This window comes from Aneurinibacillus uraniidurans (assembly GCF_028471905.1).
Taxonomy (GTDB): Bacteria; Bacillota; Bacilli; order Aneurinibacillales; family Aneurinibacillaceae; genus Aneurinibacillus; species Aneurinibacillus uraniidurans.
This window is the reverse complement of sequence record NZ_CP116902.1, coordinates 572,244-589,519: the sequence shown is the minus strand read 5'-3', so window position 1 is coordinate 589,519 and position 17,276 is coordinate 572,244. Positions and strand designations below refer to the sequence as shown.

16 protein-coding genes and 2 riboswitches are annotated in these 17,276 nt (G+C 47.2%); of the genes, 9 read left to right on the top strand and 7 right to left on the bottom strand.

All coding sequences use genetic code 11. The annotated features are described in order from the left end of the window. Positions 1 to 157: 157 nt before the first annotated feature. Positions 158 to 1,471, bottom strand: a complete 1,314-nt coding sequence (locus PO771_RS03015) for a phytoene desaturase family protein (RefSeq protein WP_272561804.1) — start codon at positions 1,469 to 1,471, stop codon at positions 158 to 160. A gap of 146 nt (positions 1,472 to 1,617) precedes the next feature. Next, complete coding sequence (pdxR, locus tag PO771_RS03010) at positions 1,618 to 3,108, bottom strand: MocR-like pyridoxine biosynthesis transcription factor PdxR (protein ID WP_272561803.1); 1,491 nt, start codon at positions 3,106 to 3,108, stop codon at positions 1,618 to 1,620. A 110-nt stretch (positions 3,109 to 3,218) separates the two neighbouring features. Between pdxR and PO771_RS03005 the strand changes: the two genes are divergently transcribed. Further along, a complete protein-coding gene (locus tag PO771_RS03005) occupies positions 3,219 to 4,133 on the top strand; it encodes a DMT family transporter (protein WP_272561802.1) in 915 nt (304 codons plus the stop codon). A gap of 353 nt (positions 4,134 to 4,486) precedes the next feature. Further along, entirely contained in the window at positions 4,487 to 4,822 is a 336-nt protein-coding gene (locus PO771_RS03000; RefSeq protein WP_272561801.1) for a L,D-transpeptidase, read from the top strand. Positions 4,823 to 4,945: 123 nt separating this feature from the next. Here the strand turns inward: PO771_RS03000 and PO771_RS02995 are convergent, their stop codons facing one another. Next, positions 4,946 to 5,899, bottom strand: a complete 954-nt coding sequence (locus tag PO771_RS02995) for an NAD(P)H-dependent flavin oxidoreductase (protein WP_272563088.1) — start codon at positions 5,897 to 5,899, stop codon at positions 4,946 to 4,948. 167 nt (positions 5,900 to 6,066) lie between these two features. Then, on the bottom strand, positions 6,067 to 7,362 hold the full coding sequence (locus PO771_RS02990) for a pyrimidine-nucleoside phosphorylase (RefSeq protein ID WP_272561800.1): 1,296 nt from the start codon (positions 7,360 to 7,362) through the stop codon (positions 6,067 to 6,069). Between the two features lie 217 nt (positions 7,363 to 7,579). Between PO771_RS02990 and PO771_RS02985 the strand changes: the two genes are divergently transcribed. The 4 genes from PO771_RS02985 to PO771_RS02970 are packed head-to-tail and all read left to right on the top strand — an operon-like array spanning position 7,580 to position 10,859. Next, complete coding sequence (locus PO771_RS02985) at positions 7,580 to 8,734, top strand: right-handed parallel beta-helix repeat-containing protein (protein ID WP_272561799.1); 1,155 nt, start codon at positions 7,580 to 7,582, stop codon at positions 8,732 to 8,734. A 32-nt stretch (positions 8,735 to 8,766) separates the two neighbouring features. Next, positions 8,767 to 9,333 (top strand): nitrous oxide reductase accessory protein NosL, encoded by a 567-nt coding sequence (locus PO771_RS02980; RefSeq protein ID WP_272561798.1) that lies wholly within the window; start codon positions 8,767 to 8,769, stop codon positions 9,331 to 9,333. A gap of 2 nt (positions 9,334 to 9,335) precedes the next feature. Beyond that, positions 9,336 to 10,184 carry an ABC transporter permease gene (locus PO771_RS02975; protein WP_272561797.1) on the top strand — a complete coding sequence of 283 codons (849 nt, stop codon included), beginning with the start codon at positions 9,336 to 9,338 and terminating at the stop codon, positions 10,182 to 10,184. Positions 10,185 to 10,190: 6 nt separating this feature from the next. Next, positions 10,191 to 10,859, top strand: a complete 669-nt coding sequence (locus PO771_RS02970) for an ABC transporter ATP-binding protein (protein WP_272561796.1) — start codon at positions 10,191 to 10,193, stop codon at positions 10,857 to 10,859. 202 nt (positions 10,860 to 11,061) lie between these two features. Here the strand turns inward: PO771_RS02970 and PO771_RS02965 are convergent, their stop codons facing one another. The 3 genes from PO771_RS02965 to PO771_RS02955 form a co-directional block, all read right to left on the bottom strand. Next, positions 11,062 to 11,307, bottom strand: coding sequence for a hypothetical protein (locus PO771_RS02965; RefSeq protein ID WP_272561795.1), 246 nt, complete (start codon positions 11,305 to 11,307; stop codon positions 11,062 to 11,064). An 87-nt stretch (positions 11,308 to 11,394) separates the two neighbouring features. Continuing rightward, positions 11,395 to 12,123: a sporulation protein YunB gene (gene yunB / locus PO771_RS02960; protein WP_272561794.1), complete on the bottom strand. Its 729-nt coding sequence runs from the start codon at positions 12,121 to 12,123 to the stop codon at positions 11,395 to 11,397. Between the two features lie 96 nt (positions 12,124 to 12,219). Next, complete coding sequence (locus tag PO771_RS02955; protein WP_272561793.1) at positions 12,220 to 12,600, bottom strand: Na-translocating system protein MpsC family protein; 381 nt, start codon at positions 12,598 to 12,600, stop codon at positions 12,220 to 12,222. Between the two features lie 6 nt (positions 12,601 to 12,606). Beyond that, positions 12,607 to 12,758: riboswitch (cyclic di-AMP (ydaO/yuaA leader) on the bottom strand. A 207-nt stretch (positions 12,759 to 12,965) separates the two neighbouring features. Then, positions 12,966 to 13,109: riboswitch (cyclic di-AMP (ydaO/yuaA leader) on the top strand. Positions 13,110 to 13,236: 127 nt separating this feature from the next. Between PO771_RS02955 and PO771_RS02950 the strand changes: the two genes are divergently transcribed. Genes PO771_RS02950 through kdpB form a run of 3 tightly spaced genes read left to right on the top strand, consistent with a single transcriptional unit; the run spans position 13,237 to position 17,261 of the window. Further along, positions 13,237 to 13,503: a hypothetical protein gene (locus PO771_RS02950; RefSeq protein WP_272561792.1), complete on the top strand. Its 267-nt coding sequence runs from the start codon at positions 13,237 to 13,239 to the stop codon at positions 13,501 to 13,503. A gap of 20 nt (positions 13,504 to 13,523) precedes the next feature. Next, on the top strand, positions 13,524 to 15,194 hold the full coding sequence (kdpA, locus tag PO771_RS02945; RefSeq protein WP_272563087.1) for a potassium-transporting ATPase subunit KdpA: 1,671 nt from the start codon (positions 13,524 to 13,526) through the stop codon (positions 15,192 to 15,194). Positions 15,195 to 15,224: 30 nt separating this feature from the next. Continuing rightward, a complete protein-coding gene (gene kdpB, locus PO771_RS02940) occupies positions 15,225 to 17,261 on the top strand; it encodes a potassium-transporting ATPase subunit KdpB (RefSeq protein WP_272561791.1) in 2,037 nt (678 codons plus the stop codon). The last annotated feature ends 15 nt before the right edge of the window (positions 17,262 to 17,276 follow it).

The window sequence follows — 17,276 nt, the reverse complement described above, 5'->3', positions numbered from 1 at the left end:
ACAGCATTTGAATCCACCTACATCACTAGGGGGGTATTAAAAACAAAAAAGCCGCCAAATTGGCGGCAAGGGAAAAGGGGGAGAATATAGGGAGACACTTTCCTACAACTATTCTTGTTATTCCCGCTTCCCCCGAATCTGATACATATTTTTTTATTTATACATGCGAATATTTTCCGAGAATCAGACGACTTGCCTCGTATGCGCTGGAAAATGACAGCTCAGACAGCTGGCCTTTCCCTTCGCACCAGTCACCCGCAAAGAAAACATTACGGTAATCCGGCAAATACACCGGCATCGGTTTCTGATTCATTGTCCACTTGATTTCCTGCGCTGCTGCACGCTTGGATACACGCGGAACGACAAGCTTATCGCGCCAGCCTGCAAAGTGTTTATCATACAACGCTTCGATTTTCTCATGGTACTCTTGTACTTTTTCCTTATCTGCCAGATCAGACTCGGACAAATACGCAATCGCCTGCAGCATCTGCCCACCTTCAGGCACACATGTCTCGTCGTAATGCGAGATATCTGTAATGAACATTTTATTCGCTTTATCATAAATGTACGTATACGGTACATCAATTCGCTCACTTAATCCAATATCATACACATACACATAGCTCGGTTCATAGCTGGAATACTGCTTAATGAAATGCTCTACTTTTGTGTTGATTACAACTTTCTCCAACTCTTTCGGTGGCATACAGAACACGAATTCATCCGCTTCAAAAATCCCCTGTGTAGTGTGTACTTTTGTTACACGATCACCGTCATCCTCAATGGACTCTGCCTTTGCTTTCGTAATCACTACACCATTATTCTCTTCGATCACTCGGACAAATTCAGCGATCAAAGCCTGCCAGCCGCCCCCAATATAAGCTACCGGCTTATTAGAGGTAAACAGGCGCTGGTAATACGTAAAGAACACATCAGATGGAATGCGCTCCGGCTCACGGGTGAAGAAATTAGAGGAAGCGAGTGTAAGCATCATGTTTTTTACATCTTCACTTACTTGCTTTTCTTCCATCCACTTCTCAATCGACATATGTGGATGACCTTTTTCCATATGAAGCATCGTTTTGAAAATATTGAAGGTGAATTTTACCTTACCCAGACTGTTCAGAATCGACGTACGGAACAAACCTTGAATGTTAGCTGGCATAGCTGACAGCCGATCTCCAATGTCATATTTCGCCTTACTCGGTTCAAAATCTTTCCACGTAATCTGAATCCCAAGATCTTTTTCAAATTTCCTAAGTACAGACGAATCGCGTCCATAAATGGCATGTGCGCCAAAGTTAAACGAAAATCCTTTAAGTTTCAATGTAACAGCGCGTCCTCCTAGGTTTCCACGTTCGAGGACCGCTACCTTTTTTCCGTTCTTCGCCAGGTACGCTGCTGTTGATAAACCAGCTAACCCGCCACCTACGATCACGGCATCGAAATGTTGTGCTTCGTTTGTTTCCATGATGATAACATCTCCCATCAAGCAAGCGATTTTTCACTATATAGACACATTTTATAATACCATCCAAGTATGCAATTTTACCGTGTTCAGACAAATGAAACAATGGATATATGTTTCCAAACTGTCGAAATCTATTCAAAAAATTCTTAAACAAGCGGATTTATGCGATATTCCTCTTTTTTTTGCTCGATAGCCTGAGCTAGCACCTCACATAATATTTGAACAGCTTCCTGCAATTGATCGTCGGGCAAATAGGAAAAGACAATCCGCAAATGATGATTCTCCGGCTCTCCCGCATAAAACACAGAACCCGGCAAAAAGGTAACCCCACGCCTGAGTGCTTCTCCGAGTACGATATCCGTCTGAATACGCGGAGGAACACTCACCCATAGATTAAGCCCGCCCATCGGCTTCGTCCATGTCACGCCAGGTGGAGCATAGCGCTTCAATGTATTCAACACAATATTCCGTTTCTCATAGAGACGTGCACGCATGCGTACGAGATGCGCTTCTATACGACCTTTCTGAAAAAAAGGTAACATCGCCTTCTGCGTCAAAAGCGGGGTCCCCAAATCTGTAATTGCCTTCGAGCTAACGAGACGCGTCAGTACACTTCCAGTCGCAGCGGCGATGGCGACCCGTGCACCAGGCGAGAGAAGCTTACTGAAGCTTTTAAGGTAAATGACATGCCCGCTCTGATCCATACTTTTAAGCGATGGAGGTGGAGCCTGGCTGAAATACATATCACTGAATGCATCATCTTCTGCAATCAGACAATTATAACTCTGTGCCAGATCGAGCAGCTGCTTTCGACGACGCATGCTTAACACGCTACCTGTTGGATTATGAAACGATGGTGTTGTATAAATTAGCTTAGGTGGACGTACATCGCACATGGCAGTCAATAAGTCAACCCGCATCCCTTCCTCATCTACCGGAACAGACAGAATGGTCGCCCCTCGCCCACGAAATACATCAATGGCAGCCATATAGGTAGGAGCTTCAACCGCCACTACATCCCCCGGCCCGACAAATGTCCGGGCCACAATATCAATCCCCTGCTGGGAGCCATTCGTCACAAGCATTTCTTCCTTCGTAACTCGTATCCCATGATGACGATGCAAATACCCAGCAATCGCTCCCCGCAGTTGGGCATCGCCTTGAATCGGACCGTATTCGCTTGTAATCCACGGCTCTTTCTGAATCAATTGATATAATTCTTCTGCCATCTCCCCAATCGGAAACAGCTCCCGATTAATTTCTGCTGCCGACAGTTTGAGCTGCACAGATGGAACAACGGAAGACTGTAGATGATGGTGCTGCCAGAACCGGGCACGCGGCACATAGTCCATAATCGACAACTGCCAATCCGTCTGCGCTTCCCCCTCTGCCTCTGTCCCATCTTGATATACATACGTTCCCCTTCCTTGCTGTCTGATAATCAATCCATCCTGCTCAAGCCGCTCATATGCCTGAACAGCTGTGACAAGACTGACGGAAAGCTCTGCTGCAAGCTTTCGTACGGAAGGCAGACGTACACCAGGCACAAGCAGTCCACAGCGGATACGATCGGCAATGGACTGCCGAATTTGTTCAGTAAGCGGAATGCCTGATTTCCGATCCAGATCAATATGCATCCTTCTCTCCCCCAAAAGTGTTATAGTGTACCGTTTACTGTTATGGTCACACTCATCGTATAGTAGATCCAACATATATACAATGTTTTTTTAAACAAGGAGAGGATACGATGTTGTTTGCTTATCTACTAATGTGCCTCATTTATGGCACTACATTTCTCGGAATTAAGCTGGGGCTAAATGCTGGATTTTCACCGTTCTGGTACGCTGGAGCGCGTTTTGCCACGGCATCTCTGCTCATCCTGCTATTTTTATTGTTCAGACGCCAGCGCTTCCCGTCCCGCCTGCGCGACTATCTTGAGATGGCATCTGTTGGGCTATGCATGACAGGAATTGAATTTGCTGCTGTCTACTGGGCAGAACAATTCGTCTCCTCGAGCTTCACTGCTCTGCTTGCTGCCTCTACTCCTCTTATGGTAACCATCACAACTGTTATGGTGTATCGCAAAAAGGTGCCGCAAGTGGAGAAACTCGGTATGCTGCTCGGATTTGTCGGTGTCGCTCTTATTGTATGGCCTGAACTTGCAAAAGGTATGGTCGTAACGAAGCAATGGTTGATTGGTGTTGTCATTATTTTGATCGCTGAGTTTTTTTATGCACTCGGTACTGTGCAAGCTCGGCATGTAATTGATCGCGGTGTTTCACCCGCCGTTATGAACGGGGTTCAGATGCTCTCAGGAAGTTTGTTTCTTTTTATTCTTTCATTCTGGTTCGAACCCCATCCACTTCCATCAACTGGACTCACACTAGAAGCTATTCTACCGCTTCTGTATATGATTGTATTTGGCTCTCTGATTGCCTCAAGCATTTATTACTGGCTCGTAAAAGTTACGAATCCGCTATTTCCTGCTACATGGACGTACGTATCACCGGTAATCGCTGTGATCGTCGGCTATCTCCTGCTCGGTGAAACCGTTCATGGATTCACACTTGTCGGAGCAGCTGTCGTGCTTGCAGGGGTATTCCTGACCAATTATTACACTTGGCAAAAAACGATGGGCTCAAAGCAAAAGCTTACGACCTAAATCAAAAGAGGCTGCTTCTTGATATTGCTTGATAGTGTTTAACCAAAGTATGCTAGGAGCGGGATTGGGCGGGGCAACGGAACGCCTGTATGCGACTCCCCAGCGGAAGGGGCCAGGTGAACGGATTTTTGCCCACAATGCTTCGATGCAAATACATCGTGGGTCCTCTTTTGTGGGCGAGTTCGCCTGGCACCTGGAGCGGACAGTCATCGCTTCTTTGTAAGCATACTGAAGTGACGAGGCCCCGCCTGATCCCGCTCCTCCACCACACTTTTGGAAAACCTACTACACCAAGGAATAGTTCGTAGGAGCACAGCACTTCCTGCATGAATACGATAATCCAGGTGAGACATATGTACTCAATTATCATATCCTTGCAACAAAGACAACTTCATCTCCTACAAGACAACAAAGTAATCCGCTCCTATCCGGTAGGACTCGGCAAAATCCTGACAGCGACGCCGCTTGGTGTATACACAATCATCAACAAAGCTCCCAACCCTGGAGGCCCATTCGGGGCGATGTGGATGGGGCTCAGCCGTCCGCATTACGGCATCCATGGGACAAATGCCCCGTGGTCAATCGGGCACCTCGTATCCCATGGCTGCATCCGCATGTACAACAACGACGTATTACAGCTTGCAGCCATCGTTCCAATCGGTACACAAGTCACGATTCGAGCCCAGTAGAAGCACAATACAAACAACCGACCGCAATGCAGGTCGGTTGTTTGTGTGTCAATTTGTGAAAAGATACTTTCTCGCCAAACAGAATAAGGCAGTTATCCCCAATGGAATAACTGCCTTATTGTTTTAATTATTCACCGCAATTTCCTGTTGTTGCTGTGCGTCTTCATATTCCCGTACTAAGTTATCGATAATCGTCTGCACCGGAAGAATTTCCTTAATCTCCTGCACACGAGCACCCGAGAATACAAGTCCGGTATCTACATCGCCTTCAACAGATCTCAGCAAGGAATCGAGTGTACAAAAGCGATACGAACAATGTTTCAAACAGTCATGACATTTATCAATTTTGAGCTTGTTATCCCCGCTAATCGAATCCGTAAATGCATTCCGAATCGCTCGACCATGTAAGCCCACGGTTGTTTTCACAAGCACAACTTCTGTATCTTCTGTTGTTTCAACGTATTTCTGCTTAAATACGTCTGGCGCATCACATTCTACGCTCGCTACAAAACGAGTACCCATCTGCACACCGGCAGCTCCCATACGAAGGGCGCGGTCAATATCATAGCCTGTCATAATCCCGCCTGCCGCAATAACCGGAACGTTAACCGCTTCAATGACTTCTGGAAGAATATCAAACAACGGACGGTCTGTACCTAAGTGTCCACCCGCTTCAAATCCTTCGACTACAATCGCAGCAGCGCCAAGGCGCTCCGCCAGCTTAGCCAGCTTAGCCGATGATACAATCGAGATAACTGGGACACCATATTCACGGCCCCAGGCATACATATCACGAGAAAAACCAGCACCGGAAATAACAAAATCCACTTTTTCTTCCATCGCGGCTTTGATTGTCTCCGGAAAATGATTCATCGCAAACAGAACGTTAACTCCAATGTATCCCTTTCCATTTGTCAATTCACGTGCACGGCGGATATGGGCTCTCATTTCCTCGATTGGAATGCCGGTTCCCGAGATAATCCCGATCCCTCCCGCATTCGCTACGGCAGCGGCCAGATTACTCAGCGAGATCTTAACCCCCATGCCTCCCTGCATAACCGGAACCGACGCTGTCATATGTGCAATTTTTAATGATGGAATTGTCAAACCCATAACCCCCTAAAGAAATTTCTAAACCCTCTTAACTAACTCCCTATAATGATTTAAACTATAGCATAAAATTCACGTAAATTCCTGTCCGTTTCCGGATTTTTTGTATATTGTTCGATTTATTTGCTTGCATTTCACAACTTGTACAATAGTGAAGGGGTGGATACTTTTTGCGGACTGATTGCATACGCCTCCTGCACACGCCGCACTACTTCTTCTATCTGCTGCGTATTGCTGTGAAGTAGCGCCAGCGTATCGCCCTGTGCGACAGAATCCCCAACTTTTTTTACCAGTACAATGCCGACCGCCAGATCAATCACAGAATCTTTCGTAGCACGTCCCGCTCCGAGCAGCATCGCAGCTGTCCCGATCGCATCTGCCTGAATGGATGAAACATATCCGCCTTCCTCTGCTTTAACCTCAATCTGATAAGAAGCTGTTGGCAATTGATCTAGATGCTCAATTATAGACGGGTCTCCTCCTTGGGCACAAATAAACGTTCGGAATGTCTCAAGCGCTCTGCCGCTCCGAATCGATTCCAAAAGCATGGCACGAGCCGCTTCTGGACTATCTGCTTTCCCGCCGAGATACACCATCTCACTACCAAGCACGAGACACAGTTCTTCCAAATCTTTTGGCCCCTGACCGCGCAGCGTGTCGATCGCCTCTTTTACTTCCAGCGCATTACCGACCGCATAGCCGAGCGGCTGGCTCATATCAGACAGGATGGCTACCGTACGACGCCCTACATTATTACCGATTTCCACCATCGCACGGGCCAGCTCTCTCGCCGCCTCGATGTCTTTCATGAACGCTCCGCTTCCTGTTTTCACATCAAGCACAATTGCATCTGCCCCGGATGCGATTTTTTTACTCATAATGGAGCTTGCGATCAGTGGAATCGAACTGACTGTTGCCGTCACATCGCGCAGTGCATACAGTTTTTTATCAGCTGGTGTCAAATTCCCGCTCTGTCCAACGACTGCCACCTTATTACGATTTACGAGATCGTTAAACGTAACGTTGTCAATTTCCACATGAAAACCAGGAATGGATTCAAGCTTGTCAATTGTACCACCAGTATGCCCGAGACCGCGTCCAGACATTTTCGCCACCGGAACACCGACCGATGCGACAAGCGGAGCCAGAACAAGCGTAGTTGTATCCCCGACTCCCCCTGTGCTATGCTTATCGACCTTAATGCCTTCAATGCCGGATAGATCAATCTGATCCCCCGAGCGTACCATCGCCATCGTCAGTTCAGCCCGCTCTGTCGAAGTCATATCTTGAAAAAAAATCGCCATCGCTAGGGCAGCCATCTGATAATCCGGTATTTCGCCGCGTGTATAGCCACTGATTGCGAACTCGATCTCGCCCGGACTGAGCTCGCCTCCATCTCGCTTCTTTTCAATGATATCAACCATTCTCATATCCGATTCCTCCCTTTTCTTCCTATAATACCAGCCATCTTATCACATCATAAATGCAGCGTCATTTTGTGAAAAATTCCTCACATTTTTTTCACCTGCTTCTCACTGCACTCTGGTATGCTTGTAAACGAATTCACATGATGAACGGAGGAGATGCCGTATTCGCACCTACTGGCTTGCTATCTTGATGATGTGCGCCCTGCTTGCAGGAATACCTGTGCACGCTCAGGCAGCACCATCACTTTCCTCCATGCTTGCATCCGCGAAGCCTGGAGATACTGTAACACTTCCCGCCGGCACATATGAAGGACCCATCCGTATCACCAAACCTGTCACGCTTCTTGCTAAGCCAGGTGCCGTACTAGAAGGCAACCACGAGGGAAGCGTACTCCTTATTGAAGCGGATAACGTAACGGTGCAGGGCCTGACCATCCGTGGGACAGGAGAATCAGTAGCCAATTTCGACGCTGCAATCAAAGTCTCGGGCAATCACGTCATCCTGCGTAACAATACCATTCAGACCGATGCGTTTGGGATTCATTTTGATCATAGCACCGGGTCAAAAGCTGAGTCTAACACCATCAAAGGTCGTAACGACATTCCACTCCCTCAGCGGGGAAACGGAATCCAGTTAACAAATAAAGGAAAACACATATTAGAAAACAATCACATGTATGACATGCAAGACGGTGTTTATTTTGACGGTACGTATGACAATATCGTTCGCAACAATTCTGTAGCAAACTCACGCTACGGCTACCACGTCATGTTCTCTGACCGCAATACGTTGGAACATAATCAAGCTACGAATAGTACGATCGGGACAATGGTCATGGATGCGGAAAACACACGAATCGTAGGGAACACTTTTTCCGGTCAGCGCAACAGTCAGGGATATGCCCTGTTTCTGTATGATGCGCGCGGCGCAACTGTCACCAACAACCAGTTAACACGCAACTCAATCGGACTTGCGCTTGACATGACCGATGGTGTGACCATCAGCAACAATCGCATCGCAGAGAACGCAATTGGCGTCAAGCGTGTTGGCAACGTACTGGATACTCATCTAACCCGCAATGTTTTTACAGGCAATGTTCGCCCAATTGGTGGTAAAGCGACATGGCCAGCGGATGTATGGAGCTTGAACAAAGTAGGGAACTACTGGGATGACTACAGTGGATTTGATCTAAATGGAGACCAGATCGGAGACAGTCCATACCGCATGGCAGACGACATGCTGAAGACAATGGATCAGAACCCGCTGCTGGCGATTTTTTATGCGAGTCCGCTTCAACAATTGCTCGAACAGCTAACCGGGGCCGATGGAACATTCGATCACTACCCGTTGCTTTTACCACCAACCACTTCATAATTTTTTACCTACAATACTAAGGAGGAACAAACATGACAAAACGATTCTTACTAAGCATTCTTTCTTTCTGTCTAGTAGCGATCCTGGCAGCCTGCGGCCAAAAGGCAGAAGCACAGCCGCAGCCGATTGACGAAAAGGTAGATACATGCGCTCAATGCCATATGGCGATTAAAAACAACGGCTATGCTGCCCAATACGTAACAGAAGACGGCAAAGCTTTAAAGTTCGATGACCTTGGTTGTCTTCACAAATATGAAAGCGAACATAAAGAAGACAAAATTGCCGCTCAGTTCGTTCAAGACAATCAATCTAAAGACTGGTTGAAGCTTGAAAATGCATCGTATGTGCTTGCAAGTACCGTTCCGACACCAATGGGCTATGGCGTACATGCTTTTAAAGACACTGCTGCAGCTAATGCTTTTATAAAAGAAAAAGGGACAGGCACGGTAATGAGTTATACTGACCTACAAAAGCATGACTGGAAAATGGACAAGGGCAACATGATGCCGATGGAAGGCATGAAACACGGTCAAATGAAACAAGGTGAAACCGGACAACACCAAATGCAGCAGAGCGATATGAAACCGGCCCATCAATAAGAATGAAACAGCCAACTGTTTTCCGACAACTAGCAGCCGTTGCTGCTTATGAACTGCGAACCTTGCTGCACAGCCGCTGGCTGGCAGCATTCGCTGTCTTATTCGCTCTGCTGAACATGTTCATGCTGATCTGGGAAGCTCGCCTAATGCCCGCTGGTGGTGATGCGTCCGGCTTCACCCGTCAGGCAGCATCCCAGATGAATCTCATGCTCCAGCTCGCGCCACTTATGAGTCTTACCATTGCGTCTCTTTCGCTTGCATCGGAACGAAACGACGGCATGACCGGACTTTTGCGCACATATCCATTGCCACCAGCTTGCTATATCCTGGGCAAATTCTTCGGGCTATTCGGTGCATTCCTGCTGACATTGCTCGTCGGTTTTGGAATTGCTCAGCTTCTCGGTCTGTTTCTTCTACCTGGAGCTACCGTCTCACACACACTTCCACTCCTCGCTATGGGGATTGCTCTGTGCGGCATATGCAGTGCGATTGGTCTCTGGATCGGGGGAAGGGTCCAAAGTCGGCTTGGTGCCGTTGCAGCTAGCCTGCTAATCTGGTTTGTTTCTGTTTATGTATACAGCATGGTTCTCATGGTCGCCCTGCCTTTTGCTCCAACTTCGGCACAGCAGCCAGTTCTGGCTGGTGCACTTGTGCTGAATCCAGTGGAAGCCGTCCGAGTTGCTTCCGTATTCTGGCGGGGGGATGGCTATATTTATGGCCCTGCCTTCTACTACTGGGAGCAGTGGTTTAACTCCGCTGCTGGGATTGCGACAGCAACCATCATTATACTTCTGTATATAGCTACTCCACTTCATTTTGCAGCAGCACGCATACGACGCGGGAGAGGATGATGCTTCATGATTACCATTGAACAAATTACGAAAAAATACGGTCCTCAGACCGCACTCGAACCCTTGAGCCTGTCGATTGCATCCGGCTCTTGTGTCGCACTGTGCGGCGGCAATGGCGCAGGTAAAAGCACTTTGCTTCATATGATGGCCGGCACACTTCACGCAGATGGTGGTACGATTAGTGGGCTTACCAGCAACAGCACCGGCTTCATGCCTGATGCCATTCATGTCCCACCTGGTGTAAGTGCCCGTCGTTGGCTCTTCTATCTGGCTGACTTGAAAGGATGCGACCGGGGCGAAGTCGATAGTGTACTAACTATGACAGGACTCACGCACGCGGCGGATAAAGAACCTGCTGCCTTTTCACGCGGCATGCTGCAGCGCCTGCTATTCGCTCAGATGATGCTTGGCAATCCGGACATCCTCTTGATGGATGAACCAGGTAATGGGCTTGATCCGTTCTGGGTAGAGGAGTGGAAACAGCAAGTGCTCACCTGCCGGGAACAAGGTAAAACGATTGTATTCTCCTCTCACTTGCTGCACGATGTACTGGCTGTAGCCGATCGGATTATTCTATTGCATGAAGGTCGCCTGATCGTAGATGAACCTGCGGAGGCTTGGAAACAGGATACTCGTACACCGGAACAGCGTTTTCTTGACCTGCTTCGGGCATAAAAAAGCGCCCCTGCCATTTTTCCGGCAGGGGCGAATGTATAGGGGGAGAAAGAGAGAGAAAATTTTCATGCTACTATTGTATAGTATGCCCTTTATCCCCATTTGTTAAACATCTATTCAAAATTTAGTTTCATGAATATCCATGCTCGGTGTACCAAAAGTAATACCTTCCAAATGATTCCTAGGGGATTATGATAGCCCTTTAATAAAGAGCTACTTTGATTCGTCGGTAATCGTCATAAATATAATAATCATACAGCTTACGCTCGGATTTCAGCTCTGTACATAATTTTTCAAGTTCAAACAAGTGAGAAATTCCTGTACGTTCCATGCATTCTTCTACAAGACTACTTGGTTCGCAATAGGCATACTCTAAAAGTGTTTGCAATAAACTTTGCTTCCGATCTTGTGACATATGATATTCACAATTACTTACTACTCCTCCCATATTCCCCCTCCTTTTTCTATAATATTACAAAAATAATGCGAGAAATTTAATAAATATCGGGGGTTAATTGTTACAAAATTGTTACTATTATTCGTTTTTGACATTCATTTGAACAGGGGGAATGGCAGGCGGTACAGCACCAGGGACCTCACTTCCAACAGCTTTCCCGTTACCATCATAATAAAACTGTGGGACATCCCCTACAATCAATGTATTCGAGATCGGAATTTCCATCGTAAGCGAGGTAGGCTCTGTCGTAAACGGAATCACAATTTTAATCTTCGTATGAACAACCACATAAACGGTAACAAGCACCATGTTAATACCTGCCTCTTTTACTTCTGGCTTCAGCTCTACATGGGAGCTTCCATATGGAACAAGTGTGACCGGAATGTCCGGTCCATACTGGGCAAGCAAATTACTTCGTAACGCCTGCCCAAGTGGAATTTTTTCTGGTGTTTGTTCTAATTTTTCTAGCGTGCGCCCGACATTTTCGGTAACATCAGCTACAATAGGCGCATAACGATTATAATCAAATGACGCCACTTGTATCTTTCCGTTTTTATCTTTTTGTACCTGAACAAGTTCTTTAAAATTCGTCTGTTTTACGATCTTTTCACTAATCGCATCATGAAGTGTTTTCGTCGCCATCTGCTCTACACGGGCACGAGCAATATCTCGAATAACCGGCTCAAGATTCTTCTCGATATAATAGAACGTCTGAATTGATAATCCGAGAAAAACGGCAAGAGAGATAAGAAACATATAACGTGACGGTATTGGTGCACGCACCGAACGTTTTTTTCGCCGCTTCATCTGTCCCCTCCTCTCCCCTGCTAAGTATATGCACAGCCGGTCATTGCTAGAAGATGCAGCAAAAAAGAGGCCGTCCTCACTCGGACGGCCTCCATTCTATTCCATTTTGACTTTGCATTTCTTTTCTAGATCGCAATCTAATATGAACATCTCAACTTGCTCCCCAAGCTTTGTACTAATATCACTGTGGCTTGAAATAACCTGGCAGCCTGTAATGGTCGAGATGATCTCTTCCGTCTGTACGCTGTGCGTCTCGCGAAGAATCCGCCGCATTTGCTTCACCAGCGGACGTCCCCGTTCTGTATGAGCTAATGCCTTTTCTTCTTGCGTTAACACATCTTTTAAGCGAACAATTACCATATCGCGAATAATGTATGTTTTAGTTTCTTTTGGTCCTCTGCCAAGTATACCGCGCAAAAATTTAATGTATGCCTCACTAATTGTCGACTCCATGTGGCTTTTTACTACTTGCCCCATTCCTCTAATTCCTCCCCATACGCTTACGAGGTTAGCTGTCGGATTCGGATGTGAAAAGTCACCCTACACGGCTCTGCCGCGATTCACCCCGTGTACAAATATCTATCTTGTACAGTTGGTTCCCCCGTTCCCGATCCGGGACTCAGCGATCTAACGATATATGTATTAAAATGATGGTAGTATCTTACTCCCGCTGCTAGAACTTTGTAAAGTGATAAAAAACGCTAAAAAAAAGAGATTTCATTTGATTGCGAGTATTTTATCCTCATTTTTCCGCCTAAATCATTGCTTTTGTTCCTATTTTCCTCATATTCACGGTTTTATTTTTATTCGAGTCCGCTCGTATAATTAAGCACATGAAGCAACCGCATATTCGGCCTAGTCCCGGCGCGCCGGGAACGGAGGAACCAATCTTTTGGGGTTAATCTCTGCTTTTGCAGAGAGGGATGAGAATACTCTTTCGCCATCCTACCCGTCAGCTAACTTCGTCGGCTAAAGCGAAGGAGGTCATAGACCGCCTATTGAGGATGGTTTTTTTGTTGCCTTTTTAAGGTAAATCAAACCATTTATTCAAGTTGTTTGCAGGTCTTTTTTTCTTTGCTTATTATTTAGAGCAAAAAAGAACAGGGGGACTTGATGCAGGTCCGTGCCAGGCACGGATGGGCATTCGGTAGACCGATGATGCTTTTTCTCTATCAGATTGATCATGCAGGATGCGCGTTTACAGCGCTCGTTTCCGCATGCCATTTTCTGATGGAGAAGGAGATATTGTCGGTCTATTTTTTATTCCATTTTTCAGGAAAGGAGGGATCACGCTTGTTCAATGATTTTGTAACGGTTGGACTATTTGCTGTATCATTTCTTTCGTTTTTCGGATTCACCATATTTTGCGAGAAAGCGTAAGGGAGGAATTCTACATGACAATGGGATTTGTACAGGTAGCGATTACGCTGGCAATTTTTCTTTTGCTAGTAAAACCAATGGGGCGCTACCTTGTAAATGCATTTGATTATAACCAAACTGCGCTTGATCGCGTCTTTGGACCGTTTGAGCGATTGATCTATCGACTCATGGGTGTTACCGAAAAAGAGTCAATGGGCTGGAAAGCGTATACCCTGGCTGTACTTTTGAGTAATTTTATTATGCTTCTGCTGATGTATGCTGTACTGCGCCTGCAAAAATATTTGCCGTTTAACCCGGATGGCATCGACAATATGCCGAGCGCACTTGCCTTTAATACAGCAGCTTCATTCATCACAAATACAAACTGGCAGGCATACAGCGGAGAGAACAGCCTCTCTTATTTCTCACAAATGCTTGCGATCACATTTCCGATGTTTACCTCGGCAGCAACCGGCCTTGCCGTAGCGATCGCTTTTATTCGCGGGCTTTCCGGGCGCAAGGATGATTTGGGTAACTTCTATGTTGATCTCACCCGCACCATTACACGAATTCTTCTTCCACTCTCGTTTTTCGTTGCGCTGTTCCTCATTTTTCAAGGATCACCGCAAACGATTCACGGAGCTGTAACAGCTACAACGCTTAGTGGAGCGGAACAAACGATTACACGCGGTCCAGTCGCTTCGCTTGAATCCATCAAACATCTGGGCACGAATGGCGGCGGCTACTTCAGCACGAATGCAGCTCACCCATTTGAGAACCCAACCGCACTCACGAATCTCGTTCATATGATATGCATGATGCTCATACCGACTGCGCTTGTGTACGCATTCGGTGTAATGGTACAAAACAAACGGCAAGGCTGGAGCGTTTTTGCTGCGATGAGCATCATTTTTCTCACTATGCTCTCCGTCGTATTTTTTGCCGAATACAAAGGTACGCCAGCCCTGCAAGCACTTGGGGTCAGCGGCAATATGGAAGGCAAGGAAGTTCGCTTCGGACTCGCTGGCTCGGCTCTGTTTACAACCGTAACCACAGCGGCCACAACCGGCTCTGTTAACAATATGCACGATTCCCTTACCCCGCTCGGCGGCATGGTTCCGCTCGCACAAATGATGCTGAATAACGTGTTCGGCGGCAAAGGTGTCGGGTTATTAAACGGTTTGCTCTATGTCATCCTGACCGTATTTATTTGCGGCTTGATGGTCGGACGAACACCGGAGTTCCTCGGCAAAAAAATTGAAGCAAAAGAAATTAAGCTTGCTTCCATTGCCCTGCTTACTCATCCTGTCATCATTCTCGTTCCCACAGCGCTTGCATTCTTGCGCCCGGAATCAATGGCATCGATTTTAAACGGTGGATCGCACGGCATTTCCGAAATACTCTACGCCTTCACATCAGGAGCAGCAAATAACGGGTCAGCATTCGCCGGTCTTGGCGCTAACACAAATTTCTATAACATCGTCATCGGGCTGGTTATGCTGTTCGGACGCTACATCTCCATTATCGCCATGCTTGCGATTGCAGGTTCGCTCGTTGTGAAGCCGCCTGTCGCTGTGACAGCCGGTACATTCCGGACGGATACACCACTATTCACGATGATTCTGCTCGTCATCATTATGGTCATTGGTGCCCTGACTTTTTTCCCGGCGCTCGCCCTTGGCCCGATCGCAGAACATCTGGGAATGTTTTAGGAATTAGACGTACAAGAGGAGGAAGCCACAATGGCCAATCAAGCGAAGTCACTGCTGGATAAGCACATTATCTCGCAAGCGATCATTGATTCATTCAAAAAGCTGCATCCAATGGTCATGATGAAAAATCCTGTCATGTTCATTGTCGAAATTGGCACCTTTATTACACTCATTTTATCTCTGCTGCCAGATGCCTTTGGGCCAAGCACGGTCAGCCGGAGCTACAACATCGCCGTATTTTTGATTCTTCTCTTTACCGTCCTATTCGCCAACTTTGCCGAAGCACTGGCGGAAGGACGTGGTCGGGCACAGGCAGATAGTCTACGTCAGGCAAAGTCTGACACGATCGCACGTCTGGTACAAAAAGACGGGACCATTCGTGAAGTCTCGTCCACTCAGTTACGCAAAGGCGATATCGTCCGTGTCGATACGTATGATCTGATTCCGGCTGATGGTGAGATCATCAAAGGCCTAGCTTCTATTGACGAGTCTGCGATTACCGGGGAATCAGCTCCCGTTATTAAAGAAGCAGGTGGCGATTTCTCATCGGTCACAGGAGGCACACGAGTCGTATCGGACTCCATCGTTATGCGTGTTACTACCGATCCTGGCGAGTCGTTCCTCGATAAAATGATCTCGCTAGTGGAAGGCGCATCTCGCCAGAAAACACCGAACGAAATTGCTCTGACGACATTACTGACTGTTCTTACGCTCATTTTTATGGTCGTAATTGTCACTCTTGTTCCACTCGCAAACTATTTAAAGGTCCAACTAGACGTAGCAACGCTCATCGCCCTGCTCGTCTGCCTGATCCCAACGACAATTGGTGGCTTATTATCCGCCATCGGAATTGCCGGTATGAACCGGGTCACACAGTTTAACGTACTCGCGATGTCCGGTAAGGCGGTAGAAGCAGCCGGGGACATCGATACGATGATTCTGGATAAAACAGGCACGATCACATTCGGCAATCGGATGGCAGCCGAGTTTATCCCTGTTACAGGGATATCTCATTCAGAAATGACACAAGCCGCCCTTCAGTCATCCGTCAAAGACGAAACACCAGAAGGCCGCTCGATTGTCGATCTGGCCCACCAGAATGGCACCACTTGGAACGAGCATGAATATGAAGGAGCGGACACGATCGAATTCACCGCCGAGACACGCATGTCCGGTCTTACCTTGTCGAACGGCACAACCATTCGTAAAGGCGCAGTCGATGCCATCAAAAAATGGATCACTGCTCAGAACGGTATCATCCCACCTGATCTCGATGAAAAAGCCGGTCAGATCGCTCGCGCAGGTGGAACACCGCTTGCGGTTGCCCTTAATGATCGCATACTTGGATTGATTTACTTAAAAGACACGGTGAAACCAGGCTTGAAAGAACGATTTGCGGAATTGCGAGCCATGGGAATCAAAACCGTTATGTGTACCGGCGACAATCCACTTACCGCCGCTACGATCGCAAAAGAAGCGGGTGTAGATGAATTCATCGCAGAAGCAAAACCAGAAGATAAAATTGCCGCCATCAAAAAAGAACAGGCGCAGGGCAAATTAGTCGCGATGACCGGAGACGGCACAAACGACGCACCTGCTCTCGCACAAGCCGATGTTGGTCTCGCCATGAACTCCGGTACGATGGCTGCGAAAGAAGCCGCCAACATGATCGATCTCGACTCTGATCCAACCAAGCTTTTGTCCGTCATCGCCATTGGCAAACAACTGCTGATCACACGCGGCTCACTGACAACATTCTCAATCGCCAATGATATCGCCAAATATTTCGCGATTATTCCAGCCTTGTTCATTCTGGCTCTTCCACAGCTTCAGTGGCTTAACATTATGCATCTCGCATCACCGCAATCCGCGATTCTCTCGGCACTCATTTTCAACGCTGTGATCATCCCGCTGCTCATCCCGATTGCGATGCGCGGCACAAAGTATCAAGCAATGGACGCAAACCGACTGCTAACACGCAATCTTCTGCTCTATGGAGTAGGCGGTGTTCTTGTCCCATTCGTCGGTATTAAAGCAATTGATCTCATTCTCGCCACGCTTCTGTAGCAGGCGAATGATAAG